This is a genomic window from Enterobacter sp. RIT637 (genome assembly GCF_019718755.1).
Classification (GTDB): Bacteria; Pseudomonadota; Gammaproteobacteria; order Enterobacterales; family Enterobacteriaceae; genus Enterobacter.
Window position 1 is genome coordinate 76,577 of record NZ_JAIHAZ010000015.1, and the last position, 23,286, is coordinate 99,862.

Genomic DNA, 23,286 nt, shown 5'->3' on the forward strand with positions numbered 1-23,286 from the left:
GGGGAGATGTAAATATAGCTATCGAATAATTTGTCAGCTATATGAATCGATGAGGTAATGACCTCGAACACTTAACTAGCTGAGAACGTTTACAAACGTGTTCATGAGATAGCTTATCTTTTTGCTTAAAAATTCTCTGCATTAGAGGCAAAGATGAAACTATTGTAGAACAAGCCTTACAAAATAAGAATTGAAAATCAATACAAAAGCGACAAATTAAATATGACAACTTGTCGCTTGAGTAGTTTTATTTGTGGCGCTTACGTAAGTTCTCAATCACCGCCGTTAAATCCAGCTCCTGATCCTGCAGCAGCACCAGCAGGTGGTACATCAAATCCGATGCCTCGTTAGTCAGCTCTTCCCGGTCATGCACCGTCGCCGCCAGCGCCGTCTCGACGCCTTCTTCGCCCACTTTCTGCGCTATGCGTTTGGTGCCGCTGGCGTACAGCTTCGCGGTATACGAACTTTCAGGGTCAGCCGTTTTACGTTCAGCCAAAAGCTGCTCAAGCTGGTAAAGGAACAGCCACTGGTGGCTCGCCTCACCAAAGCAACTGCTGGTCCCTTTGTGGCACGTCGGCCCAATCGGGTTTGCCAGCACCAGCAGGGTATCGTTATCGCAGTCAGGGGTAATGCTGACCACGTTCAGGAAATGACCCGAGGTTTCGCCTTTGGTCCACAGGCGTTGTTTGGTACGCGAGAAAAAGGTCACCTTACCGCTGTCGAGCGTTTTTGCCAGCGCGTCCTGGTTCATATACCCCAGCATCAGCACTTCACCTGAAACAGCATGCTGTACAACTACCGGCAGTAATCCGTCAGTCTTTTCCCAGTCCAGCTGCGCCTGTTGTTGCTCTGTTAACATACCCTAATCTCCACGCCCTGGTCGGCCAGGTACGTTTTTAACTCACCAATATTGATAATTTGTTTGTGGAACACGGACGCGGCCAGCGCGCCGTCCACGTTCGCATCGCGGAAGGCTTCCAGGAAGTGCGCCATGGTGCCCGCGCCGCCGGAGGCGATCAGCGGCACATGGCACACGGCGCGCACTTTTTTCAGCTGCTCCAGGTCATAGCCGTTACGCACGCCGTCCTGGTTCATCATGTTCAGGACAATCTCGCCCGCGCCGCGCTTCTGCACTTCCTGCACCCAGTCCAGCGTCTCCCACTGGGTAACGCGGGTGCGGCTTTCGTCGCCCGTGTACTGGTTAACGTGGTACTTGCCGGTGGCATCGTCAAACCAGGTGTCGATACCGACCACAATACACTGCACGCCAAAGCGATCGGCCAGGCGGGTGATGAGTTCCGGATCGGCCAGCGCAGGGGAGTTGATGGAAATTTTGTCCGCGCCAAACGAGAGAATTTTGGCCGCGTCGTCAGCGGATTTGATTCCGCCCGCCACGCAGAACGGGATGTCGATGACTTCAGCCACGCGTGCGACCCAGCTTTTGTCGACCACGCGTCCATCGCTGGAGGCGGTGATGTCATAAAATACCAGCTCATCGGCACCTTCATCGGCATAGCGTTTTGCCAGCGGAACGATGTCGCCAATGATCTCGTGGTTGCGGAACTGCACGCCTTTCACCACTTGGCCGTCACGTACGTCCAGGCAAGGGATTATCCGTTTTGCCAGCATTGAATCGCCTCCGTCACCGTAAATTTGCCTTCCAGTAAGGCCCGTCCCACAATCACGCCCTGCACACCAGTACCGCGCAGCGCGGCCACGTCGCCGATATCACCGATACCGCCAGAAGACTGGAACGCTACCTGTGGATAGCGCGCGCAGACCTCTTCGTACAGCGAAACGTTAGAACCAGCCAGCGTACCGTCGCGTGAGATATCCGTGCACAGCACGTGCTTCAGGCCGACGGGAAGATAAATATCGACCAGCTCTTCCAGCGTTACGCCGGAGTTTTCCTGCCAGCCGCTAACGGCAACCTGCTTGTTACCCTGTTCATCAATCCGCACGTCCAGCGCCAGCACCAGTGCATCGGCACCGAAGCGGCGGAACCAGCCCTTCACTGTCTCAGGATCTTTTACGGCGGTTGAACCGACCACCACGCGCGCCACGCCCGCGTCCAGCAGGGCAGCAACGTCGTCTTCCGTACGCACGCCGCCGCCAACCTGTACGGGGACATCCACGCCGGCAACCAGCTTTTTGAGCAGAGGGATCTGGCGTTTCGCCGGATCTTTCGCGCCGGTCAGGTCGACCAGGTGAAGCACCTCAGCGCCCTGCGCCGCGTAGTCCTGCAGGCGCGGCAGCGGGTCGTTACCGTAGTCGCGCTGCTGGCCGTAATCGCCCTGGTGGAGACGAACAACTGTGCCGTCAATTAAATCTAAAGCGGGAATAATCATCACATCTCCAGGAAGTTTTTCAGCAGCTGTGCGCCTGCGGCACCAGAGCGTTCCGGGTGAAACTGCACGCCGTAGAAATTATCTTTCTGTACCGCTGCGGTAAACGCCTCGCCGTAGTTGCACTGGGCAATGGTGTTCGCGTTCACCGGCATGGCGTAGCTGTGTACAAAGTAAAAATACGCGCCGTCTTCGATCCCCTGGAACAGCCTGTTGCCTGCCTTCGGGTAGACGCGGTTCCAGCCCATGTGCGGCAGCGGTAAACCGTGGTCGGTCATTTTCGGCACGTCTTCGTCAATGATGCCCAGCAGGTCGACGCCGTTGCTCTCTTCGCTGCGGCGGCCCAGGATCTGCATACCCAGGCAAATGCCGAGCACCGGTTGGGTACAGGCTTTGATCAGATCGACCAGCTCGCGTTCGCGAATCTGATCCATCGCCGCCTGCGCGGTGCCCACGCCCGGTAAAAAGAGTTTGTCGGCGCGCAGCACCACGTCCGGGTCACGGCTCACCACCGGCTCGTAGCCGTGGCGGGCAATCGCCGACTTCACGGAGTTCAGGTTGGCGCATCCGGTATCCAGAATCACCACGTTCATTACAACACTCCTTTCGACGAGGGAAGGGCGTCACCTTCAACGCGGATCGCCTGGCGCAGCGTACGGCCAAAGGCTTTGAACAGGCTTTCCACGCGGTGGTGATCGTTCTTGCCTTTGGTTTTCAGGTGCAGCGTCAGGCCCATAGTGTAGGTGAGCGAACGGAAGAAGTGCTCCACCATTTCGGTGCTGAGATCGCCCACGCGCTGGTAAGTGAAATCGGCTTTATATTCCAGGTGCGGGCGACCGGAGATGTCCATGGCGCAGCGTGCCAGGCACTCGTCCATCGGCAGGACGAAGCCGAAACGGTTGATGCCGCGTTTGTCACCAAGCGCCAGCTTCAGGGCTTCGCCCAGCGCCAGGCCGGTGTCTTCCACGGTGTGGTGATCGTCAATGTAAAGGTCGCCTTTTACCGTAATTTCCATGCGGAAACCGCCATGGGTCGCAATCTGGTCCAGCATGTGGTCAAAGAATCCGACGCCGGTGTGGATCTTGCTGCCGCCTTCACGGTCCAGCCAGACCTTCACATCAATCTGCGTCTCTTTGGTGTTGCGCTCAACGTGTGAGTAGCGGTCGCGTTTGGTCAGCTGTTCGCCAATCTTCGCCCAGTTGAGATCGCTGCTGCTGTAACGCAGGCCCGTGATGCCCATGTTTTCGGCGAGGATGATGTCGGTGGCGCGATCGCCAATCACATAGCTGTTGGCTTTATCGAGCGCTTCTTCCGCCAGATAACGTTCAACCAGCTTCACTTTCGGTTTACGGCAGTCGCACTCGTCGGCTGGCAGGTGCGGACAAATCAGCACCTCATCAAACACCACGCCCTGCGAGGTGAGGATCTGCATCATAAGGTTGTGCGGGCCGTCGAAGTCGGCCTGCGGGAAGCTGTCTGTACCCAGCCCGTCCTGATTGGTGATCATCACTAGCTTAAAGCCAGCCTTCTGCAGTTTAAGCAGAACCGGGATCACGTCGGGTTCAAAAGCCAGCTTGTCGAAACGATCGACCTGAAAATCGGTAGGTGGCTCCGAAATAAGGGTGCCGTCACGATCGATAAAGAGATACTTCTGACTCATACTTTCTCCGCTTTCAGGGCGTCAATCACGCGCTGGCTCTCTGCACGGGTGCCGACGGTAATACGCAGGCAGCCGCTTAAGGATGGTTGTTTATTTTGGTCTCGTAAGATAATGCCCTGATCCCACAAAGATTTAAATACGGAGCTTGAGGCAGTAAAGCGCACCAGAATGTAGTTGGTTTCAGAGTCAAACACCTGCTCTACGCAGGGGATCGCTTTCAGGGCCGTCACCAGGTACTGACGCTCTTCCAGAATTTGTGCCACGCGTTCACGCATGGCGTTGATACCCTGCGGCGCCAGCGCCTGTGCGGCAATATCGGCCACCGGCGTGGAGAGCGGGTAAGGCGCGATAACTTTCAGCAGCAGGTCGATGACCTCTTTATTGGCCAGCGTAAAGCCGCAGCGCAGACCCGCGAGGGCGAAAGCCTTCGACAGCGTGCGCAGCACCACCAGGTGCGGGTACTCTTCAATCCAGCCTGCCAGCGTCGCCTGTGGGCAGAATTCAATATAGGCTTCATCCGCCACCACCAGCGCCTTGCCGCGGGTCATCTCCAGCAGGGTACGAATATCCTGCGGGTTAATAATCTGGCCGGTCGGGTTATTTGGGCTGCAGACGAAGACCACCTTCACGCCGTCGAGGTTGTCGGCGATGCCCTGCAGATCGAGCTGCCAGTCTTCCAGGGACAGCACGTTGCGGCACGCCACGCCGAAGGTTTCCGCGCTGACGCTGTACATGCCGTAAGTGGGCTGACAGTACATCACCGCATCTTTACCGGGCTCGCAGAACGCGCGGATCAGCAGTTCAATACCTTCATCCGCGCCGCGGCTGACCAGAACCTGCTCCGGCTTCACGCCCGCGTACTGGGCGTAGTTTTCGATAACCGCCTTCGGCTGGCACTCCGGGTAGCGGTTCAGCGTTTGCTGCGACAGCTCGAACTGCACCGCCGTCGGGAACTCGTTGGCGTTCAGCCAGACGTCGCCGTTACCGCCCAGGCGACGGGCAGACTGATACGGAGTCAGTCGACGGACATTTTCGCGGGCTAATTCTTCAATGTTCATGCTTGCTCCTTCAGGGCGGCAACGCGCAGCGTCACGGCGTTTTTGTGTGCGGTCAGGCGCTCGGCGGCGGCCAGGGTTTCAATGGTGGAAGCCAGTGATGCAAACCCCTCGCGGGAGAGTTCCTGCACGGTCATGCGTTTCTGGAAATCCGCCAGGCCCAGACTTGAGCAGGTGGAGGTATAGCCGTACGTTGGCAGCACGTGGTTGGTGCCGGAGGCGTAATCGCCCGCGGACTCCGGTGACCAGTCGCCGAGGAACACCGAGCCCGCGCTGGTAATGCTGTCGACCAGATCGCGCGCGCTGCGGGTCTGAATGATCAGGTGCTCAGGACCGTACTGATTAGAGATGGCAATACACTGGTCCAGATCGCGCGCCACGATCAGGCGGCTGGCGGACAACGCCTGGCGTGCCGTTTCAGCACGCGGCAGGTCTGCAAGCTGACGCTCAACGGCTTCGCCCACGCGTTTCGCCATATCGGCGTCCGGCGTCAGCAGGATGACCTGCGAGTCCGGGCCGTGTTCCGCCTGAGATAACAGGTCGGACGCCACGAAATCCGGCGTCGCGCCGCTGTCGGCAATCACCAGTACTTCAGACGGACCGGCTGGCATGTCGATGGCTGCGCCGTCCAGACGCTGGCTGACCTGGCGCTTGGCTTCGGTCACAAAGGCATTGCCCGGGCCAAAAATCTTGTCAACCTTCGGGATGGACTCGGTGCCAAAGGCCAGCGCGGAAATGGCCTGCGCACCGCCCACGTTAAATACCTCCTGAACGCCGCACAGTTTCGCGGCATAAAGGATCTCGTCGGCAATCGGCGGCGGCGAGCAGAGCACCACTTTCTGACACCCGGCGATACGCGCTGGCGTCGCCAGCATTAATACGGTAGAGAAAAGCGGAGCAGAGCCGCCAGGGATATAAAGGCCGACCGACGCAACCGGGCGAGTCACCTGCTGGCAGCGTACGCCGGGCAGCGTTTCCACATCGACGGTCTGTAATTTCTGCGCGGTGTGGAAGGTATCAATGTTTTTCACCGCGACGGCCATCGCCTGTTTGATCTCGTCACCCAGACGGCTTTCCGCTGCCGCGATTTCCTCTTCGGTGACCCTTAACGCGCCAACCTCGGTTTTATCAAACTTCGCACTGTATTCACGCAGCGCGTCGTCGCCACGGGTTTTGACGTTATTGAGGATCTCGGCCACGGTACGGGTGATGCTTTCCGAGGCGGAAATCGCCGGACGCATCAGCAGCTCGCGCTGCTGTGCGTCGCTACAGTTATTCCAGTCGATGATTGTGTTAAAGCTCATGGCCATTACTCCATCATCTTCTCAATTGGCAGCACCAGAATAGAGCTTGCCCCCAGCGCCTTCAGCTTTTCCATGGTTTCCCAGAACAGGGTTTCGCTGCTCACCATGTGCATCGCCACGCGCTGCTGATCGCCCGCCAGCGGCAGAATGGTTGGACGCTCCGCGCCCGGCAGCAGGGCGATCACTTCGTCCAGGCGCTCGGTAGGCGCGTGCATCATGATGTATTTGGATTCACGCGCCTGAATCACGCCCTGAATACGGGTCAGCAGTTTGTCGATGAGCTGCTGCTTGGCATCGGCCATGTCGCCATCGCGCTGAATCAGGCAGGCTTTGGAGCGGTAGATAACTTCCACTTCGCGCAGACCGTTCGCTTCCAGCGTCGCGCCGGTAGAGACCAGGTCACAAATCGCGTCAGCCAGACCAGCACGGGGTGCCACTTCAACAGAGCCGTTCAACAGGCAGGACTTAAACTGCACGCCTTTCTGATCGAGATAACGTTTTAACAGGTGAGGGTAAGAGGTGGCGATACGTTTGCCGTTCAGCGCTGCCGGGCCGTCCCACGCTTCATCGACCGGCGTAGCCAGCGACAGGCGGCAGCCGCCGAAGTCCAGACGACGCAGGGTGAAGTAACGCGGGTCTTCGCCCTGCGCGCGGCGGGTCAGCAGCTCTTCTTCCAGCACGTTTTCACCGATGATGCCGAGATCAACAACGCCGTCCATCACCAGGCCTGGAATATCGTCATCACGCACGCGCAGAATATCGATAGGCATATTTTCAGCCAGGGCAATCAGGCGCTGGGTGTGCAGGTTGATTTTAATCCCGCAGCGGGCCAGCAGTTCGCGTGAATCGTCACTCAAACGGCCTGATTTTTGAATAGCTATGCGTAAACGTGAGTTATCTAACATTCTTTATTCCTCGTTAACCTGTTTTAACCTGTCTGAATGCGGTCCAAAAAAAAAGCCCCCGGAAGATGATCTTCCGGGGGCTTTCTCTTGCGTTCGCGCACCACTGGAAGATCCAAACGTCTTCCAGCACACATCGCCTGAAAGACTAGTCAGGATGATGGTGATGATGGTGGTTTTTAAATGGAACGCGTGTCATATAAATTCTCGTTGAATGCTTATGCATCTGATGTCTTTTAACCTAAACCACTTACCCGGCAGATTGCAAGGGCTTTTTGTGATCATTAAATCATTTCATATTGATGCTATGAATTGTGTGTTCTGCCGGGCTGGCGTAGCCTTAATACAAGCATGTGTAAGCGGAGAGTTTTCATGAAAAAGGTCGCGATTGTCGGTTTAGGATGGTTAGGAATGCCGCTGGCGATGTCATTAGCCGCGAAAGGCTGGCAGGTGACCGGGAGCAAAACCACGTCGGATGGGGTAGAAGCCGCACGCATGTGTGGCATCGAGGGCGTTGAGCTGCGCCTTGAGCCCGAACTGGTCTGTGATGCTGACGATCTGGATGCGCTGATGGATGTCGATGCGCTGGTTATCACCTTACCCGCCCGTCGCAGCGGGCCGGGAGAGTCTTTTTATCTGCAGGCGATGCAGGAGATTGTCGACAGCGCGCTGGCGCATCACATCCCGCGCATCATTTTCACCAGTTCCACCTCAGTCTACGGTGACGTTGAGGGGACGGTGAAGGAAAACAGTGAACGTCAGCCGGTAACCGCGAGCGGTCGCGTGCTGAAAGAGCTGGAGGACTGGCTGCATAACCTGCCGGGCACTCAGGTCGATATTCTCCGTCTGGCCGGGCTGGTGGGGCCGGGTCGCCATCCAGGACGGTTCTTTGCCGGAAAATCGGCTCCGGATGGACAACATGGCGTCAATCTCGTCCATCTTGAGGATGTTATTGGTGCAATTGAGCTGCTATTACAGGCTCCGAAGGGTGGGCACATCTATAATATATGTGCACCCTCTCATCCATCGAGAAGTACCTTCTATCCGCTGATGGCTCGTCAATTGGGGCTGGCTCCGCCAGTCTTTGGCGATGCGAAAGGGGAAGGGAAAGGCAAAATTGTTGATGGCAATCGTATTTGTCATGAACTGGGATTTGAGTATCAGTATCCCGATCCGCTGGTCATGCCCATGGAATAATGCCATCAGCGGAGACGATCGCACACCGTAAGGGGGCGAAGATGAAACCGCTGCTGGATGTTCTTATTATTCTGGATGCTCTGGAAAAAGAGGGAAGCTTCGCCGCAGCGTCAGCGAAGCTTTATAAAACGCCTTCTGCGCTCAGTTATACCGTGCATAAACTTGAAAGCGATCTGAACATTGAGCTGCTCGATCGCTCCGGGCACCGCGCGCGTTTTACGCGAACAGGACAGATGCTGCTGGAAAAGGGGCGTGACGTTCTCCATACGGTTCGCGAGCTGGAAAAACAGGCCATCAAACTTCATCAGGGGTGGGAAAACGAACTGGTGATCGGCGTGGATGATACCTTTCCCTTTTCCCTCCTGACGCCGCTGATCGAAGCGTTCTATCAGCGCCACAGCGTGACCCGGCTAATCTTCATTAATGGTGTGCTGGGCGGCTCCTGGGATGCCCTGACGCGGGGCAGGGCGGATATCATCGTTGGGGCACTGCATGAGCCCCCCCAGTTGAGTGATTTTGGCTTTGCGCGACTGGGAATCCTGGAACAAATTTTTGCCGTCGCGCCGCATCATCCGCTGGCGAATGAACCGGAGCCCCTTAACCGCCGTATTATTAAAAACTACCGTGCCATTGTGGTAGGCGACAGTTCCCGGCCTGAATGTGGTGTCTCTTCGCAGCTGCTTGATGAGCAGGAGGCGATTACCGTGTTTGATTTTAAAACCAAGCTGGAGCTGCAAATTAGCGGCCTGGGGTGCGGTTATTTGCCGCGCTATCTGGCGCAGCGCTTTATTGATAGCGGTGCGCTTGTTGAAAAACAGGTGCTTGCGCAAAGCAGCAACGAATCGGTGTGGGTGGGCTGGAACGAACAAACTGCCGGGCTTGCCAGCGCCTGGTGGCGGGACGAAATTTTAGCAAATAGTGCTATCGCTGCCGTTTACTCTCAGGGCAGCGTTGAGAAATCAGCCAGTTAGCAAAAAGAAAATGACCCGGTGCGTTGCAAAGTATTGCCTTTTGTATCCGATGTGGGGCAAAATGCCGCCGCTGCAAACAAATGAATAATCGACGATATAAAAGGCGTCGGTTATTTTTTTTTGCATGTACGAAACGAAACTAAAAACCAAGAGGCCGGGCTTCGTACCGGATAGATATTTACTAAAATCCGACAGTTGTTGTCGCTGAGGAAGAAAGAAATGGGGCAATTTTTCGCTTACGTGGCGGTTATTACCGTAAAGGAGAATAACGATGTCGCATAACGCAACTCCAAACACCTCTCGCGTGGAATTACGTAAAACGCTTACGTTGATTCCGGTTGTTATGATGGGCCTTGCCTATATGCAACCGATGACGCTGTTCGATACATTCGGTATCGTATCAGGCCTTACTGACGGTCACGTTGCAACGGCGTACGCCTTTGCGCTGGTCGCTATTCTCTTTACAGCGCTGAGCTACGGAAAACTGGTTCGCCGTTTCCCGTCTGCAGGCTCTGCCTACACCTATGCTCAGAAATCCATTAGCCCGGCGGTTGGCTTTATGGTGGGCTGGTCATCGCTGCTGGACTACCTGTTCATGCCGATGATCAACATTCTGCTGGCAAAAATTTACTTCGAAGCGCTGGTACCTTCCGTACCGTCGTGGATCTTCGTGGTGGCGCTGGTGGCCTTTATGACCATCTCTAACCTGCGCAGCATCAAGACCGTGGCAAACTTCAACACCCTGATTGTTATTCTTCAGATGGGTATCGTTGCGGTTATCGTGGGGTTGATCATTTACGGCGTGTCCCATGGTGAAGGCGCAGGTACGCTGGCCAGCACCCGTCCGTTCTGGTCTGAAGGCGCGCACGTTGTGCCGATGATCACCGGTGCGACCATCCTGTGCTTCTCGTTCCTGGGCTTCGACGGTATCTCTTCTCTGTCTGAAGAGACCAAAGACGCCGAGCGCGTGATCCCGAGAGCGATTTTCCTGACCGCGCTGATTGGTGGCATGATCTTTATCGGTGCTTCCTACTTCCTGCAGCTGTACTTCCCGGACATCTCTCGCTTTAAAGAGCCGGACGCATCACAGCCTGAAATCATGCTGTATGTGGCAGGGAAAACCTTCCAGTGGGGCGTGCTGATCTTCTCCAGCGTAACCGTACTGGCATCCGGTATGGCGGCACACGCAGGTGTTTCTCGCCTGATGTACGTAATGGGTCGTGACGGCGTGTTCCCAACCCGTTTCTTCGGCTACGTTCATCCGAAATGGCGTACCCCGGCGTGGAACGTCCTGCTGGTGGGCGCAATCGCACTGATGGCCATTAAATTTGACCTGGTGACTGCAACTGCGCTGATTAACTTTGGTGCGCTGGTGGCGTTTACTTTTGTTAACCTCTCGGTGATCTCTCAGTTCTGGATCCGCGAGAAGCGTAATAAAACGCTGAAAGACCACTTCAACTATCTGGTGCTGCCAATGTGTGGTGCGCTGACGGTGGGTGCGCTGTGGATTAACCTGGAAGAGAGCTCAATGGTTCTGGGTCTGATCTGGGGCGGTATTGGTCTGGTTTACCTGGCCTGCGTTACGAAGAGCTTCCGCAACCCGGTTCCTCAGTACGAAGACGTTGCGTAACATAATGTCGGGTGCCCGACCTGTACACCCGTAGGCCCGTGTAAGCGTAGCGCCACCGGGCGAAAAAAAGCCGGAGACAATGTCTCCGGCTTTTTTGTACCCGTCACTCAGACTATCTCTTGCGCGTACTGGAACAGGGATTTCAACAGCGCCTGTTTCTCAGCATTCCCTTCATACTGGCCGTAAAGCATTTCCAGCTCCTGGGCATAGCTGTTGAGGAATTCCGGCGTAAACACGTTACGTCGATGCTGAAGCCAGCGTTGCTGCTCCACTTCGTCCAGGGTACCCGGATAGTTTCGCGCCCGGTAATTGAACATCAGCTTTTCAATGCGCTTATCTGCAAAGGTAATATCCAGTGCCGGTAAATTACGCGGCTCGGTTTGCAGGACGATATTCATTGCTGCGCGATCGGCATCGCTGAAGAAACCGTTATAAAGCTGTGCATCGACGTTCTCAGACGGCACAAACGGCTCGGCTTCCGCAAAGATAGCGACCACTTTTTCCCGTACCTGCGGGTTGTCGCGCAGCACCTTCAGGTTATCCAGACAGTGCTGACGATTAATACCCAGCCTGTCAGCATCTTCCGGGCGCAGCGTATTGGCCTGGGCCAGCACCGGACATTTATTGATGTGAACCAGCTTCACTGGTACCGCAGGCAGATCACCGAGCTCGTTTTTCGACGTGTAAAGCCGTTCACGCAGCGTATCGCTATCCAGTTCCAGCAGCGGGGAGATATCGCCCGCCAAATCCACCATGATAACGGCATTACGGTTGTCGGGATGCCATGCCAGCGGCGCAACCCAACTGGTGTTGCCGCGCCAGGCACCGAACATCCCGGAGATGTGTACCAGCGGTTTCATCTGCGGTACATCAATCAGCGTGGTCAGCTTCTGCTTGCTGCGGTGGCTCAACAGGTACTCAAACAGACGCGGCTGAGCGGTTTTCACCAGCTTTGCCATGGCAATGGTGGCATAGACGTCCGCCATCGCGTCGTGGGCATTGCTGTGCTCAATGCCGTTGGCACGCGTCAGGTGTTCAAGCCTGAAACTCGGCAGACCTTCCTCATTCTCCGGCCAGTTAATGCCTTCAGGACGCAGGGCATAGCAGGCGCGCATAATGTCGAGTAAATCCCAGCGGGAATTGCGGTTCTGCCAGCTCCAGGCATAGGGATCGTAGAAGTTGCGGTAGAAGATATTGCGCGTCACTTCATCATCGAAGCGGATGTTGTTGTAACCGACCACGCAGGTATTGGGAACGGTAAACAGATCGTGGATGCGGCGGGCAAACTCCGCTTCGCTAACGCCTTTTTCCCGTGCTTCCTGCGGTGTAATGCCCGTAACCATCACCGCGCCCGGCTGCGGCAGATAGTCATCCGCGGGCTTGCAGTAAAAGACCTCTGGCTCGCCAATGATGTTGAATTCGTCATCGGTACGGATGGCAGCAAACTGCGCCGGTCTGTCCAGCGCCGGATGGGTGCCAAAGGTTTCGTAATCGTGGAACAAAAAAGTTGGGCGCGCGGCAGAATCAGACACCAGTAATATCATCCTGTAAAAAATTCACGACGCTATGGTAAACGATCGCGCTAAGCAGTCCGAATAAAATGCGCCGTTAAGCGTGAAATTTGCGAGACAGCGCCAGAGAAAAACATGCACTCTGTCACATTTTTTTGCAATTAAGGCAGGTAACGACAGCAGAACTCCCGTAAAAAGGTCATCGATTTTTAATGACCTGAGGATATACCGTTGAAACGCCGTCTGTTTATTGCTGTTTCTTTACTTGCTTCGAGTATCACATCTGCGCTGGCTGCCGATCCGCTGGATTTCTCCCCGCAGCCACCTGCCGTCCAGGCGGGGTCATGGGTACTGATGGATTACACTACTGGTCAGATATTAACGGCGGGCAACGAACATCAACAGCGTAATCCGGCAAGCCTGACCAAGCTGATGACGGGCTACGTCGTCGATCGCGCTATCGACAGCCATCGCATCAGCCCGGATGACATCGTCACGGTTGGTCGCGACGCGTGGGCAAAAGGTAACCCGGTCTTTGACGGATCGTCTCTGATGTTCCTGAAAGAGGGCGACCGCGTTTCCGTACGCGATCTCAGCCGGGGCCTGATTGTCGACTCTGGTAACGATGCCTGCGTGGCGCTGGCCGATCACGTCGCGGGCGGCCAGCCGCAGTTCGTGAACATGATGAATGACTACGTGCAAAAGCTGAACCTGCGCGACACCCATTTCGAAACCGTTCACGGACTGGATGCACCTGGGCAGCACAGCTCCGCTTACGATCTGGCCGTGCTCTCCCGCGCCATCATTCACGGTGAGCCAGAGTTTTACCATATGTACAGCGAGAAGAGCCTGACCTGGAACGGGATCACCCAGCAGAACCGCAACGGCCTGCTGTGGGATAAAACCATGAACGTGGACGGTCTGAAAACGGGGCATACCTCCGGGGCGGGCTTTAACCTGATTGCCTCTGCGGTGGACGGTCAGCGTCGCTTGATCGCCGTGGTAATGGGCGCAGACAGCCCGAAGGGGCGTGAAGATCAGGCGCGCAAGCTGCTCCATTGGGGACAACAGAACTTTGATACGGTGCAGATCCTGCACAGCGGTAAAAAAGTGGGGACCGAGCGGATCTGGTACGGTGATAAAGAACAGGTAAACCTGGGAACCGATCAGGACTTCTGGCTGGCCTTGCCAAAAGCGGAAGTGCCTAACATCAAGGCCAAATACGTGCTGGATAAAAAAGAGCTGGAAGCTCCGATTGCCGCCCATCAGCGGGTCGGTGAAATTCAGCTGTACGACCGCGATAAGCTGGTGGCGCACTGGCCGCTGGTCACGCTGGAACGCGTTGATAAAGGCGGTCTTTTCTCTCGCCTGAGTGATTATCTGCATCACAAAATCTAACCTTTCTGAGCAGACTGGCAGGGTTGCGAGTCTGCTCACATAATAAACACACCTCGTTTGCCGATAATATTCATTCTGCTTTATAGTGTATAAATATACAGTAATAATCGGAGGCAGCATGGACTACAGCATCAAGCAGCAACAGAAACGTAAGATCGCGGGTTTTCACCTTGTTGGGCCTTGGGAAAAAACCGTTAAGCAGGGCTTTGAACAACTGGTCATGTGGGTGGATGGGCGTCACATTCAGCCGCTGGAGTGGGTGGCGGTTTACTACGATAATCCTGATGAGGTCCCGGCAGAAAAACTGCGCTGTGACACCGCCGTCACGGTACCCGATGACTTTATCATTCCAGATAACAGTGAAGGGGTGATAATGACCGAAATTGCAGCTGGTGATTATGCCGTCGCAACGGCGCGCGTGGAGAACTACGACTTTGCGACCCCGTGGTACCAGTTCTTTAATTCCCTCCTGCAGGACAATAAATACCAGATTGCTCCAAAACCCTGCTTCGAACGCTATCTCAATGATGGTAATGCAGATGGCTACTGGGACATTGAGATGTTCGTCGCGGTAGAGCATAAAGCAGGTTAACCCTGTAAAAAGTGGGTTTTTTAGCCGGGGGCGATCCACCCGGCTGAAAACACAGTACAATTGTGATTTGCCGTGTAGCTGGAGAGCGGGTGTGCGTCCCGACAAATCATTAACGCCGTTTGAAATTCGGTTGTACAAACATTACCGCGTGGTGCATGGGTGCCGCATCGCGCTGGCGTTCGTGTTGACGTTTGTACTGGTTCGCTTGCTGGATGTTCCGGAGGGGACGTGGCCGCTGATTACGCTGGTGGTCGTGATGGGGCCCATCTCCTTTTGGGGAAACGTTGTTCCGCGCGCGCTTGAGCGAATTGGCGGGACCGTTTTAGGCTCCGCCCTTGGGCTTATCGCCCTGAAACTGGAGCTGATCTCCTTTCCTATCATGCTGGCATGGTGCGGTGCCGCCATGTTCCTCTGCGGCTGGCTGGCGTTGGGCAAAAGGCCCTATCAGGCGCTGCTGATTGGGATTACGCTCGCGGTGGTGGTCGGCGCGCCCGCCGGGGATATGACTACGGCGCTGTGGCGAAGCGGGGATGTGGTACTCGGCTCGCTGCTGGCGATGCTGTTTACGGGAATTTGGCCGCAACGCGCCTTTCTGCACTGGCGCATCCAGATGGCGAATTACGTCACCGCCTTTAACCGCGTTTATCAGGCCGGTTTCTCCCCAAATCTGGTTGAGCGGCCACGGCTGGAAAAACACCTGCAGAAGATCCTCAATGATGTCGTCAAAATGCGCGGCCTGATTACACCTGCCAGCAAAGAAACCCATATCCAGAAAGCGATTTTTGAAGCCATACAGACGGTCAGCCGCAATCTGGTCTGCATGCTTGAACTGCAGATTAACGCGCACTGGGCTTCCCGTCCCAGCCATCTGCTGATGCTTAACGCGCATACGCTCAAAGAGACCCAGCAGATGACGCAGCAAACGTTATTGACCATTGCTCATGCACTCTATGAAGGCAACCCGCAGCCGATACTGGCCAACAGCGAGCGACTGAATGAGATCGTCGCGGAGCTGAAGCAGCTAATCAATGAACGCCAGAGCGATAACGTGGCGGAGACGCCTATTCATGGCTACGTCTGGCTGAGTATGGAACTGGCGCGACAGCTTGAGCTGCTATCGCACCTAATTTGTCGGGCGCTGCGCAAATAAAAGGCGTATGTGACGCCTGCTGCTTCGATTCAGCAGCAATTGGGGTTATGATAGATTTAAACGATATACTCATTGTCATTCGCAGCCGCTGTCTGTTACAACGGTTGCCTTAACGAATCCGAATCTCACATTATCAGGGGTGTAAAAATGGAAACTACCAAGCCTTCGTTCCAGGATGTTCTGGAATTCGTCCGCCTGTTCCGCCGTAAAAACAAACTACAGCGTGAAATCCAGGACGTTGAGAAGAAGATCCGTGACAACCAGAAACGTGTTCTGCTGCTCGACAACCTGAGCGACTACATCAAGCCAGGCATGAGCGTAGAAGCTATTCAGGGCATCATCGCCAGCATGAAGAGCGACTACGAAGACCGCGTTGATGATTACATCATCAAAAACGCTGAGCTGTCCAAAGAGCGTCGCGACATCTCCAAGAAGCTGAAAGTGATGGGCGAAATCAAAAACGCTGAAGCAAAAAGCGAGTAATCGCCGCTAATTGTGAAAAAGGCTCTCTGGTGACAGAGAGCCTTTTTTATTACGCAGAGCGCGGCTGAAGCTGATAAATCCAGGCCTTAACCTCTTGACCCTCAAGGGTCGTCACCGTGACCTCAACCCGGTCGTAGCCGTCTTCAAACTCATCCAGCATTTGCCAGTGTGCGGCAAGGTTATCAGAGATAAACAGATAGCCTTCGACGCGGGGTCCGTCCGGGTGGAGCACAATCCCGGGGAAATCCGCTGCTGCGCCCCAGCCGCGTTCGTAAAACGTGCCGGATACGAAGCCAGCGACCCATTCACCGCCAATGTTTTCAAGAATATGCGCGTTAGAGTGACCGGGGCGTAGCGTGCCGTAAACAAACAGTGCGTCCATTTATCCTCACCGGAAAAGCAAAAAGCCCGCTCGAAAGCAGGCTTTTCTAAATGTGGCTCCTCTGACTGGACTCGAACCAGTGACATACGGATTAACAGTCCGCCGTTCTACCGACTGAACTACAGAGGAATCGTTGTGGAGGCTTATCTTAGCGGCGAAAAAAGTTTTGTCAAACCTGATCTTAGGGAAAATCGACTGATTGCTGATTATGTCGTCGGTTTGTTGTAAATCCAAACATCTTTTTTATGGAAATACTTTGCAGGATAGCCATTTCTCCCCCATCATTTGAAATGGAGTTTCAACTTTTCTCGCTAAGGTCCATTTTGAACGTCACTGCCCCCATACGCCAGGCGATCATGCGCACGCCCTGGTATGCAAAACGTAAAAGTTATCGTGTTCTGTTCTGGCGTGAAATCACCCCCCTTGCGGTGCCTATTTTCCTGGAGAATACCTGCGTACTGCTGATGGGCGTGCTAAGTACGTTCCTGGTCAGCTGGCTGGGTAAAGAGGCGATGGCGGGGGTAGGGCTGGCGGACAGTTTTAACATGGTGGTGATGTCTTTCTTTGCCGCCATCGATCTGGGTACAACGGTCGTCGTTGCCTTTAGTCTGGGTAAACTCGATCCGAAGCGCGCGCGCGAGGCGGCACGCCAGTCGCTGATGATCATGACCATCTTTTCGATCGTTCTGGCAGCGGTTATCCATTACTACGGCAAAGAAATTATCGATATAGTCGCGGGCGAGGCGACCAGTGAGGTAAAAGACCTTGCGCTGACATACCTGGAAATGACGGTGTTAAGCTATCCGGCGGCGGCCATTGCCCTGATTGGTAGCGGTGCGTTACGCGGGGCGGGCAATACCAAAATTCCGCTGCTGATCAACGGCGGGATGAATATCCTGAACATTATCATCAGTAGTGTCCTGATTTACGGGGTCTTTTCCTGGGACGGTCTGGGGTTTGTTGGTGCTGGCCTTGGCCTTACTATTTCGCGATACATTGGCGCGGCAGCGATTATCGGGGTGCTGATGACGGGCATCACCCCGTCGCTGCGCCTCACGCTGAAAAGTTATTTCAGGCCGTTTAACTTTGCCATTATCTGGGAAGTGATGGGCATCGGTATTCCGGCCAGCATTGAGTCGGTGCTGTTCAACGGCGGCAAGCTGCTGACGCAGATGTTTGTGGCCGGTATGGGGACGGATGTTATTGCCGGTAACTTTATCGCCTTCTCCATCGCCTCGCTGATTAACCTGCCGGGCAACGCCCTTGGTTCCGCCTCCACGATTATCACCGGCAAACGGCTCGGGAAAGGGCAGATAGGACAGGCGGAGCGTCAGCTCCGGCATGTCTTCTGGCTATCGACCATTGGGTTGACAATGATTGCCTGGGGAACCGCGCCTTTTGCCGGACTGATGGCCTCGTTCTACACCCACGAAAACGATGTTAAAGAGGTGGTTAAGATCCTTATTTGGCTCAACGCCGCGTTTATGCCGATCTGGGCGGCATCCTGGGTGTTGCCCGCTGGCTTAAAAGGCGCGCGCGATGCCCGCTTTGCCATGTGGGTATCCATGCTCGGGATGTGGGGGTGCCGTGTCGTGGCGGGTTATACGCTGGGGATTATGCTGGGAATGGGCGTTGTAGGGGTCTGGCTGGGGATGTTCCTTGACTGGGCCGTACGCGGTGCACTTTTCTACTGGCGCATGGTAAGTGGGCGCTGGTTATGGAAATATCCGCGAAAGAATGCCTGACAAATGTGCGAAATGGAGAATAAATCGGCAAACGAACGGAAATCTGCATTCTGCCTTTGACATCATCGGGGAGCATCGATAATATGCGCCCCGTTCACACGATTCCTCTGTAGTTCAGTCGGTAGAACGGCGGACTGTTAATCCGTATGTCACTGGTTCGAGTCCAGTCAGAGGAGCCAAATTTGAAAAGCCTGCTTTTAAAGCAGGCTTTTTGCTTTTCTGCATCTGATAAAATTGTCGGGTGGCGGCTTCGCCTTACCCGACCTACAAAAACCTCGAATCGTAGGCCGGGTAAGGCGAAGCCGCCACCCGGCAAAAGCCGCACTATCCGTTCACACGAATCGGTGCCGTTGCCTCAACCAGCCACGAACGAGCCTCGCTATTCACCAGCGGTAACAGCGCCTCGCGTACCTGCTGATGATATTCATCCAGCCACTGCTTTTCCTGCTCGCCCAGCAGATGCAATTCCACCTGGCTTAGGTCAATCGGGATCAGCGTCAGCGAGGCAAATCTGCAGAATCCCGGACGGCTCTCCACAATCTCCACCTGATTTTCAATACGAATGCCGTGGCTATCGCCCAGATAGTAGCCCGGTTCGATGGTCATGATATTCCCCGCCACCAGCGGCCACGGGTTGACCTTTTTGGCGATGCGATGCGGGTTCTCATGGATCAGCAGCTGATGCCCCACGCCGTGTCCGGTGCCATGATCGTAATCCAGCCCCATCTCCCAGAGCGGGCGACGCGCAAACGCATCCAACTGATGCCCCTGAGTTCCGGAAGGAAACTGCAGGGTAATGAGCGACAGGAAGCCTCTCAGCACGGCAGTGTAGTGCAGGCGCTGCTGCGGATCGACTTTCCCCCACGCCAGCGTGCGGGTGGCGTCGGTGGTGCCGTTAGCGTACTGGCCGCCGGAATCGTTCAGGTAAAAATGGTCATGGCCGATGGGCTTATTGCTGGCCTCGCTCGAATGATAGTGGCACATCGCCGCATTGCTCGAAGAGGCGGAGATGGTTGCAAAACTCTGCTCGATGAACCCAGGCTGCTGTTGACGGAACGCAAGCTGCTGCGCCTGTGCGTCCAGCTCGGTGAGCGGTTTCCCAGCCGCCTCGCGCAGCGGCACTTCACGGCTCAGCCAGGCGAGGAAGTTGACCCACGCGGCCCCGTCCTGGTGATGGCACTCGCGATAACCTGCCAGCTCGACCGGGTTTTTAGTCGCTTTCATCAGGGTGATGGGGTCGGTCCGCCAGACAATTTCTCCCCGTGGCTCAATGGCGAAGCGCAGGGCCACCGGCGCGGAATCGGCATCAATCATTACCCGTTTGCCTTCAGCAATCTGCTGGCAGCGTTCAATAAAGGTATCCTGCGGCGCAATGGTGAACGCACTGCGCACATCGTCAGGCAGGGCGCTGAGCTTATTGTCGTTAACAAACCACTCAACGTGACCGTCACGACCAAGAAGGGCAAAGGAGAGCGGTACCGGGCTGTAGGGGATATCGGAGCCACGCACGTTCAGCAGCCAGGCGATGTTATCCGGCAGGGTGACGGCGAGATAATCAGCATTGTGTTCTGCCAGCACGGCGGCCACACGCTGACGTTTTTCTGCGCTGCTTTCACCGCTGACCTCAATGGGCATTTCACGGATAAGCCCCGCCGGTGCGGCAGGGCGGTCAGTCCACAGCGTGTCAAACGGCGAGGCCTTCAGAGGCACCAGCTCGCACGCCGTGGCAGACAGTTGCTCAAACTCCGAGTTGGTCATCAGCAGCGCGTCAAAACCGATGCGTGTCCCGGCCTCAACGTTTTCTGCAAGCCATTCTGCCAGCGGCTCGTTGTGCAGGTGGTGGATCTCAACCTCATCCGTATTGACCTGAATGCGAGCCTGAACCTGATAACGCCCGTCGACGAACAGCAGCGCTTTGTCTTTCAGCACCTGAGCCAGACCGGCCGAGCCGTCAAAGCCCGTCAGCCAGGCCAGCTTTTCGTCGTAGGGCGCGCAGTATTCGCTCTGCCAGGCATCCGCCCGCGGGACGATCATCCCGTCGAGTTGGCTGGCCTCAAGCCAGTGGCGCAGGGCAGAGAGCCGTGATGTGCTGGACATTGTTTTTCCTTATCGTTATTAGCGGAACGGCGGCTCGTTGAAGGTGCGCAGCTTGCGCGAATGCAGCTTGTCGCCCTCCGCGCGAAGTAAATCAATCGCACGAATGCCGATCTGCAGATGCTCAGAGATAGCCCCTTCGTAGAAGCGGTTGGCCTGGCCCGGAAGCTTAATTTCGCCGTGCAGCGGCTTATCAGACACGCACAGCAGCGTGCCGTAAGGGACGCGGAAGCGATACCCCTGCGCGGCAATGGTGGCGCTCTCCATATCAATCGCCACCGCGCGGCTCAGGTTGAAACGCAGCGCGGAGGCGGAGTAACGCAGTTCCCAGTTGCGGTCATCCGTCGTCACCACCGTGCCGGTACGCAGGCGCTGTTTAACCTCTTCACCCGGCATACCGCTGACCTCTTTGGTGGCGTCATACAGCGCGCGCTGTACTTCCGCGATGCTCGGGATTGGGATGTCCGGCGGCAGTACCGCGTCCAGCACGTGGTCATCACGCAGATAGGCGTGGGCCAGCACGTAATCGCCAATCAGCTGGCTTTCACGCAGGCCGCCGCAGTGGCCAATCATCAGCCACACGTCCGGGCGCAGTACCGCCAGATGGTCGCAGATAGTTTTGGCGTTTGACGGGCCCACGCCGATGTTGATCAGGGTGATGCCCTGTCCGTCGGCGGTGATCAGGTGCCACGCGGGCATCTGATGTTTTTTCCACGCCAGATCGGAGATAGCCTGCTCGGGCGCTTCGGTCTCTGCGGTGATCCAGATCCCGCCCGCACAGGAAAGGGCAATGTACGGACTGTCCGGATCGAGAATTTGGTTACAGCCCCAGCGGACAAACTCATCCACGTAGCGGGTGTAGTTGGTGAACAGCACAAACGGCTGGAAGTGCTCCGCGGGCGTGCCGGTGTAGTGACGCAGGCGCGCCAGCGAGAAGTCCACGCGGCGAGCATCAAAGTGCGACAGGGGGGAAAATTCAGCCGGGTGATAAATGCCGTCTGCCGTCTCATCACCAATCTGGGAAAGCTCGGTGGTCGGGAAGTGGCGCGTCAGCCCCGCGCTCATGGAGCGATCCAGCGTCAGCGCCGAGCCGTCTATCACGTACGGATAAGGGATTTCATGCAGCGAAGGTTCCACAGAAATGTGCGCGCCGTAATCCTGATACAGCAGTGTCAGTTGTTCTTCTAGATACGGGCGGAACAGCGCAGGGCGGGTGACGGTGGTGCTGTAGCAGCCGGAGTGGGTAAAGCGCGCGTAGGCACGGGTTTTGGGATTACTGCTGGCACTGCCGTCCCAGGTCACAGAGAGCGACGGATAAACAAAAAGGCCCTGAGTTCTGGCCTTTTCATCGGGAAGTTTCCCCGTTTCGATGTATTCACTGATGGCGCTGCGCAGCGCGTTGACGGACTGTTCATACAGCGCGTCGAGTTTTTCCAGCGCCTGAGCCGGGGTCAGGCTGGAGCCCTTATTATTCATCTCTGTCTCCTTGTTCCACAGGTGTGTGACTCTACCCGATAGTATGTCACACGCCCGTGAAACAAAAGTGAGATCAGGCGTGGCGCGGCTCTTTCATAAACAGCGCCGTGGCTGCAGAGAGCAGGCAACCGGCCAGCAGATAAATCGCCACGCTGTGCCAGTTTCCGCCAGAGAAGGTCACCAGCGCGGCGGCAATAAACGGCGTAAACCCGCCACCGACCACGCTTGCCACCTGATAGCCCACGCCTGCACCGCTGTAGCGGTAGCTTGCGCCAAACAGCTCGGTGAACATCGGCTGCTGCACGCACACCACCATGTCATGAGCAATGTTGGCGAGCATGATGGCGAAGAAGACAATCCAGAAGATCGACTGTGCCTCGAGCGCCATAAAGAACGGCCAGGCGCTGAGGGTGCCAATCAGCGCCCCGGTAATATAGACGCGACGGCGGCCAAACCGGTCCGCCAGCCAGGCGAAGCAGGGAATCGTCAGGCAGCTAATCCCGCCGACCAGCAGGCCAATATTCAGGAACAGCTCGCGCGGCAAACCGAGGTTCTGCGTCGAGTAGTTCAGGGCAAACGCGGTGACGATATACATCGTCAGCAGTTCACAGAGGCGCAGGGCGATAATTTTCAGAAAAGCGCCAGGATGCTGAACCAGCGCTTCCATTACCGGCAGCCGTTTTTTCGCAACCGGCTTTTCCCGCTGCTGCTGTTCGAATTCCGCCGACTCCTCCATCCCGTTGCGGATCCACAGCGCGGCGATGACCAGCACGATGCTGAAGATGAACGGAATGCGCCAGCCCCAGCTCAGGAACTGCTCGTCGGTGGTGAGCTGGCTGATTAGCGATACCAGCCCGGTAGAGAGCAGCAGGCCGACGCCGTAGCCCACCTGCACGCCGCTGCTGTAAAAGGCTTTCCTGTGCTTTGGCGCGCTCTCAACGGACAGCAGCGCCGCGCCGCCCCATTCACCGCCCACGGCGAAGCCCTGGATGGCACGCAGCGTCACCAGCAGTACCGGTGCCCACCAGCCAATAGAGGCAAAGGAGGGTAAAATACCGATAAGCGCGGTGGCGATCCCCATCATCCAGACGGTGAGCATCAGCATGCGCTTGCGGCCAAGACGGTCGCCGAAGTGGCCGAAGATCACCCCGCCCAGCGGGCGAAACAGAAAGCCGACGCCGAAGGTGGCAAACGCGGCGAGCGTGCCCATCGCCGGGCTGACCTGGGGAAAGAATTCGCGGTTAAACACCAGCGCGGCGGTGATGCCGTAGAGCAGAAAATCATACCAGTCGACGACGGCACCCGCGAAGCTGCCTAAAGCGGCGCGGCGGGCGCGATTCAGCGAAGGTGTCTCCTCGTTGGGACGTTCGGAGATGAGGGTGGAGTCCATA

The 23,286-nt window shown here is 56.2% G+C and carries 23 protein-coding genes, 2 tRNA genes and 1 other annotated feature; of the genes, 10 read left to right on the forward strand and 15 right to left on the reverse strand.

Translation table 11 applies throughout. The features are described 5' to 3' along the window. Positions 1 to 247 precede the first annotated feature (247 nt). The 9 genes from hisIE to hisL all read right to left on the reverse strand — a co-directional run bounded on the left by hisIE (position 248) and on the right by hisL (position 7,465). Positions 248 to 859 carry a bifunctional phosphoribosyl-AMP cyclohydrolase/phosphoribosyl-ATP diphosphatase HisIE gene (gene hisIE, locus K5E19_RS18620; RefSeq protein ID WP_114977796.1) on the reverse strand — a complete coding sequence of 204 codons (612 nt, stop codon included), beginning with the start codon at positions 857 to 859 and terminating at the stop codon, positions 248 to 250. Beyond that, complete coding sequence (hisF, locus tag K5E19_RS18625; protein WP_042716022.1) at positions 853 to 1,629, reverse strand: imidazole glycerol phosphate synthase subunit HisF; 777 nt, start codon at positions 1,627 to 1,629, stop codon at positions 853 to 855. The genes hisIE and hisF overlap by 7 nt, the downstream gene beginning before the upstream one ends. After that, entirely contained in the window at positions 1,611 to 2,348 is a 738-nt protein-coding gene (hisA, locus tag K5E19_RS18630) for a 1-(5-phosphoribosyl)-5-[(5-phosphoribosylamino)methylideneamino]imidazole-4-carboxamide isomerase (RefSeq protein WP_221552517.1), read from the reverse strand. Before hisA ends, hisF begins: the two co-directional genes overlap by 19 nt. Further along, positions 2,348 to 2,938 (reverse strand): imidazole glycerol phosphate synthase subunit HisH, encoded by a 591-nt coding sequence (gene hisH, locus K5E19_RS18635; protein ID WP_221552518.1) that lies wholly within the window; start codon positions 2,936 to 2,938, stop codon positions 2,348 to 2,350. Before hisH ends, hisA begins: the two co-directional genes overlap by 1 nt. Next, the gene (gene hisB / locus K5E19_RS18640) at positions 2,938 to 4,005 is read right to left on the reverse strand and encodes a bifunctional histidinol-phosphatase/imidazoleglycerol-phosphate dehydratase HisB (protein ID WP_221552519.1); all 1,068 of its coding nucleotides are present in this window, start codon (positions 4,003 to 4,005) and stop codon (positions 2,938 to 2,940) included. The genes hisH and hisB overlap by 1 nt, the downstream gene beginning before the upstream one ends. Further along, a complete protein-coding gene (hisC, locus tag K5E19_RS18645; RefSeq protein ID WP_042716029.1) occupies positions 4,002 to 5,063 on the reverse strand; it encodes a histidinol-phosphate transaminase in 1,062 nt (353 codons plus the stop codon). Before hisC ends, hisB begins: the two co-directional genes overlap by 4 nt. Further along, positions 5,060 to 6,364, reverse strand: coding sequence for a histidinol dehydrogenase (gene hisD, locus K5E19_RS18650; protein ID WP_221552520.1), 1,305 nt, complete (start codon positions 6,362 to 6,364; stop codon positions 5,060 to 5,062). Before hisD ends, hisC begins: the two co-directional genes overlap by 4 nt. 5 nt (positions 6,365 to 6,369) lie before the next feature. After that, positions 6,370 to 7,269, reverse strand: coding sequence for an ATP phosphoribosyltransferase (gene hisG / locus K5E19_RS18655; RefSeq protein ID WP_028018500.1), 900 nt, complete (start codon positions 7,267 to 7,269; stop codon positions 6,370 to 6,372). A 46-nt stretch (positions 7,270 to 7,315) separates the two neighbouring features. Further along, positions 7,316 to 7,439: a sequence feature (His leader region), on the reverse strand. Next, complete coding sequence (gene hisL / locus K5E19_RS18660; RefSeq protein ID WP_099516347.1) at positions 7,415 to 7,465, reverse strand: his operon leader peptide; 51 nt, start codon at positions 7,463 to 7,465, stop codon at positions 7,415 to 7,417. It overlaps the preceding feature by 25 nt. Before the next feature lie 173 nt (positions 7,466 to 7,638). Here hisL and K5E19_RS18665 point away from each other — a divergent pair, with 173 nt between their 5' ends. The 4 genes from K5E19_RS18665 to K5E19_RS18680 all read left to right on the forward strand — a co-directional run bounded on the left by K5E19_RS18665 (position 7,639) and on the right by K5E19_RS18680 (position 11,064). Then, positions 7,639 to 8,463 (forward strand): SDR family oxidoreductase, encoded by an 825-nt coding sequence (locus K5E19_RS18665; protein ID WP_042716031.1) that lies wholly within the window; start codon positions 7,639 to 7,641, stop codon positions 8,461 to 8,463. 41 nt (positions 8,464 to 8,504) lie between these two features. After that, the gene (locus K5E19_RS18670; protein WP_221552521.1) at positions 8,505 to 9,434 is read left to right on the forward strand and encodes a LysR substrate-binding domain-containing protein; all 930 of its coding nucleotides are present in this window, start codon (positions 8,505 to 8,507) and stop codon (positions 9,432 to 9,434) included. A gap of 219 nt (positions 9,435 to 9,653) precedes the next feature. Beyond that, positions 9,654 to 9,716, forward strand: coding sequence for a membrane protein YoeI (yoeI, locus tag K5E19_RS18675; protein WP_100166194.1), 63 nt, complete (start codon positions 9,654 to 9,656; stop codon positions 9,714 to 9,716). Further along, a complete protein-coding gene (locus tag K5E19_RS18680) occupies positions 9,706 to 11,064 on the forward strand; it encodes an APC family permease (protein WP_221552523.1) in 1,359 nt (452 codons plus the stop codon). Before yoeI ends, K5E19_RS18680 begins: the two co-directional genes overlap by 11 nt. Positions 11,065 to 11,171: 107 nt before the next feature. Here K5E19_RS18680 and sbcB read toward each other — a convergent pair whose 3' ends face one another. Beyond that, positions 11,172 to 12,608, reverse strand: coding sequence for an exodeoxyribonuclease I (gene sbcB / locus K5E19_RS18685; protein ID WP_409334609.1), 1,437 nt, complete (start codon positions 12,606 to 12,608; stop codon positions 11,172 to 11,174). Positions 12,609 to 12,800: 192 nt separating this feature from the next. On the opposite strand from sbcB, the gene dacD reads away from it, so the two are divergent. The 4 genes from dacD (at position 12,801) to K5E19_RS18705 (ending at position 16,198) form a co-directional block, all read left to right on the forward strand. After that, positions 12,801 to 13,973 carry a serine-type D-Ala-D-Ala carboxypeptidase DacD gene (dacD, locus tag K5E19_RS18690; protein ID WP_221552553.1) on the forward strand — a complete coding sequence of 391 codons (1,173 nt, stop codon included), beginning with the start codon at positions 12,801 to 12,803 and terminating at the stop codon, positions 13,971 to 13,973. Between the two features lie 118 nt (positions 13,974 to 14,091). Beyond that, positions 14,092 to 14,565: a DNA gyrase inhibitor SbmC gene (sbmC, locus tag K5E19_RS18695; protein ID WP_221552524.1), complete on the forward strand. Its 474-nt coding sequence runs from the start codon at positions 14,092 to 14,094 to the stop codon at positions 14,563 to 14,565. A 91-nt stretch (positions 14,566 to 14,656) separates the two neighbouring features. Then, positions 14,657 to 15,715 (forward strand): FUSC family protein, encoded by a 1,059-nt coding sequence (locus K5E19_RS18700; protein ID WP_221552526.1) that lies wholly within the window; start codon positions 14,657 to 14,659, stop codon positions 15,713 to 15,715. Between the two features lie 147 nt (positions 15,716 to 15,862). Beyond that, positions 15,863 to 16,198: a DUF496 family protein gene (locus K5E19_RS18705; RefSeq protein ID WP_010432067.1), complete on the forward strand. Its 336-nt coding sequence runs from the start codon at positions 15,863 to 15,865 to the stop codon at positions 16,196 to 16,198. Between the two features lie 49 nt (positions 16,199 to 16,247). Here K5E19_RS18705 and K5E19_RS18710 read toward each other — a convergent pair whose 3' ends face one another. Both K5E19_RS18710 and K5E19_RS18715 read right to left on the reverse strand, forming a co-directional pair. Beyond that, a complete protein-coding gene (locus K5E19_RS18710; RefSeq protein WP_221552527.1) occupies positions 16,248 to 16,580 on the reverse strand; it encodes a gamma-glutamylcyclotransferase family protein in 333 nt (110 codons plus the stop codon). A gap of 53 nt (positions 16,581 to 16,633) precedes the next feature. Next, positions 16,634 to 16,709, reverse strand: a tRNA-Asn gene (locus tag K5E19_RS18715). Positions 16,710 to 16,870: 161 nt separating this feature from the next. Between K5E19_RS18715 and emmdR the strand changes: the two genes are divergently transcribed. Beyond that, positions 16,871 to 18,325: a multidrug efflux MATE transporter EmmdR gene (emmdR, locus tag K5E19_RS18720; protein WP_221552528.1), complete on the forward strand. Its 1,455-nt coding sequence runs from the start codon at positions 16,871 to 16,873 to the stop codon at positions 18,323 to 18,325. A 103-nt stretch (positions 18,326 to 18,428) separates the two neighbouring features. Then, a tRNA-Asn gene (locus K5E19_RS18725) sits at positions 18,429 to 18,504 on the forward strand. A gap of 145 nt (positions 18,505 to 18,649) precedes the next feature. Here K5E19_RS18725 and K5E19_RS18730 read toward each other — a convergent pair. From K5E19_RS18730 to shiA, 3 genes are all read right to left on the reverse strand, one after another. Next, positions 18,650 to 20,422 (reverse strand): aminopeptidase P family protein, encoded by a 1,773-nt coding sequence (locus K5E19_RS18730; RefSeq protein ID WP_221552529.1) that lies wholly within the window; start codon positions 20,420 to 20,422, stop codon positions 18,650 to 18,652. Between the two features lie 18 nt (positions 20,423 to 20,440). After that, positions 20,441 to 21,895: an AMP nucleosidase gene (locus tag K5E19_RS18735; protein WP_221552530.1), complete on the reverse strand. Its 1,455-nt coding sequence runs from the start codon at positions 21,893 to 21,895 to the stop codon at positions 20,441 to 20,443. A 73-nt stretch (positions 21,896 to 21,968) separates the two neighbouring features. Continuing rightward, positions 21,969 to 23,285 (reverse strand): shikimate transporter, encoded by a 1,317-nt coding sequence (gene shiA / locus K5E19_RS18740; protein ID WP_126817851.1) that lies wholly within the window; start codon positions 23,283 to 23,285, stop codon positions 21,969 to 21,971. Position 23,286: the final 1 nt, after the last annotated feature.

Excerpts from the sequence above, each read along its gene's own strand:
- K5E19_RS18710 (WP_221552527.1), bottom strand. The coding sequence starts at position 16,580 with ATGGACGCACTGTTTGTTTACGGCACGCTACGCCCCGGTCACTCTAAC.
- hisC (WP_042716029.1), bottom strand. The coding sequence starts at position 5,063 with ATGAACATTGAAGAATTAGCCCGCGAAAATGTCCGTCGACTGACTCCG.
- hisG (WP_028018500.1), bottom strand. The coding sequence starts at position 7,269 with ATGTTAGATAACTCACGTTTACGCATAGCTATTCAAAAATCAGGCCGT.
- hisF (WP_042716022.1), bottom strand. The coding sequence starts at position 1,629 with ATGCTGGCAAAACGGATAATCCCTTGCCTGGACGTACGTGACGGCCAA.
- hisA (WP_221552517.1), bottom strand. The coding sequence starts at position 2,348 with ATGATTATTCCCGCTTTAGATTTAATTGACGGCACAGTTGTTCGTCTC.
- shiA (WP_126817851.1), bottom strand. The coding sequence starts at position 23,285 with ATGGACTCCACCCTCATCTCCGAACGTCCCAACGAGGAGACACCTTCG.
- K5E19_RS18735 (WP_221552530.1), bottom strand. The coding sequence starts at position 21,895 with ATGAATAATAAGGGCTCCAGCCTGACCCCGGCTCAGGCGCTGGAAAAA.
- K5E19_RS18730 (WP_221552529.1), bottom strand. The coding sequence starts at position 20,422 with ATGTCCAGCACATCACGGCTCTCTGCCCTGCGCCACTGGCTTGAGGCC.
- emmdR (WP_221552528.1), top strand. The coding sequence starts at position 16,871 with ATGGAGTTTCAACTTTTCTCGCTAAGGTCCATTTTGAACGTCACTGCC.
- hisD (WP_221552520.1), bottom strand. The coding sequence starts at position 6,364 with ATGAGCTTTAACACAATCATCGACTGGAATAACTGTAGCGACGCACAG.
- sbmC (WP_221552524.1), top strand. The coding sequence starts at position 14,092 with ATGGACTACAGCATCAAGCAGCAACAGAAACGTAAGATCGCGGGTTTT.
- hisB (WP_221552519.1), bottom strand. The coding sequence starts at position 4,005 with ATGAGTCAGAAGTATCTCTTTATCGATCGTGACGGCACCCTTATTTCG.
- hisH (WP_221552518.1), bottom strand. The coding sequence starts at position 2,938 with ATGAACGTGGTGATTCTGGATACCGGATGCGCCAACCTGAACTCCGTG.
- K5E19_RS18680 (WP_221552523.1), top strand. The coding sequence starts at position 9,706 with ATGTCGCATAACGCAACTCCAAACACCTCTCGCGTGGAATTACGTAAA.
- K5E19_RS18665 (WP_042716031.1), top strand. The coding sequence starts at position 7,639 with ATGAAAAAGGTCGCGATTGTCGGTTTAGGATGGTTAGGAATGCCGCTG.
- K5E19_RS18670 (WP_221552521.1), top strand. The coding sequence starts at position 8,505 with ATGAAACCGCTGCTGGATGTTCTTATTATTCTGGATGCTCTGGAAAAA.
- hisIE (WP_114977796.1), bottom strand. The coding sequence starts at position 859 with ATGTTAACAGAGCAACAACAGGCGCAGCTGGACTGGGAAAAGACTGAC.
- K5E19_RS18705 (WP_010432067.1), top strand. The coding sequence starts at position 15,863 with ATGGAAACTACCAAGCCTTCGTTCCAGGATGTTCTGGAATTCGTCCGC.
- sbcB (WP_409334609.1), bottom strand. The coding sequence starts at position 12,608 with ATGATATTACTGGTGTCTGATTCTGCCGCGCGCCCAACTTTTTTGTTC.